This is a genomic window from Methylocystis borbori (assembly GCF_036576025.1).
GTDB classification, from domain to species: Bacteria; Pseudomonadota; Alphaproteobacteria; order Rhizobiales; family Beijerinckiaceae; genus Methylocystis; species Methylocystis borbori.
Genome location: NZ_JAZHYN010000107.1, coordinates 1 through 515, shown reverse-complemented (window position 1 = coordinate 515; position 515 = coordinate 1). Strand labels below are relative to the sequence as shown.

The 515-nt window shown below is 60.0% G+C and carries 1 protein-coding gene; it reads right to left on the bottom strand.

Features of this window, described 5'->3' with window-relative positions; genetic code table 11:
* On the bottom strand, window positions 1-368 hold a 368-nt coding region (locus V3H18_RS16605), incomplete at its 3' end, for a methane monooxygenase/ammonia monooxygenase subunit A (RefSeq protein WP_332083189.1).
* Window positions 369-515: the final 147 nt, after the last annotated feature.

Below are 515 nucleotides of genomic sequence, written 5' to 3'. Positions count from 1 at the left end.
AGGCTGATCGGGAAATAGGTCCAGCCCCAGAAGTTGACGTAGCGGTTGATCCACTCGCCAATCAGAAGGCCAAGAGCCGCGAACACAGCGCCAAACGGCAGCTTGAAGTTCACCCACCAGAACGCCTGCGACGCCGCGCAGAAGGTCACGCCCAGAATCGGCACGACCGTCGGCCACATACGACGATCCTTCCAGTCAACCCAGAAGTCCCAGTCGCCCGCCGTCAGCATGAAGTGGACGTGATAGCCGCCCAAAACGGCGAAAAACAGCAAAACAAGAAGCATCCAGTCGACCGTCTGAACGCAACCCGCCGCCTCGGCGACGGAGTTGAACGGTCCGACCGCCCCCCCGCTTTTCGATTGTGACATCACTCTTCTCCTTGGTGTGTTTCTCGGGCTTTTTGCAAAGAGCCCAAGCTTCTTCTCTTCGCCCAAGTTCTCTTAGCCAGAGCGTTTTCTCTACCGGCCGCCCGCGATCCCCGCCGGCGGCCCAGACAGCGAAAGCCTTCGCCGTCC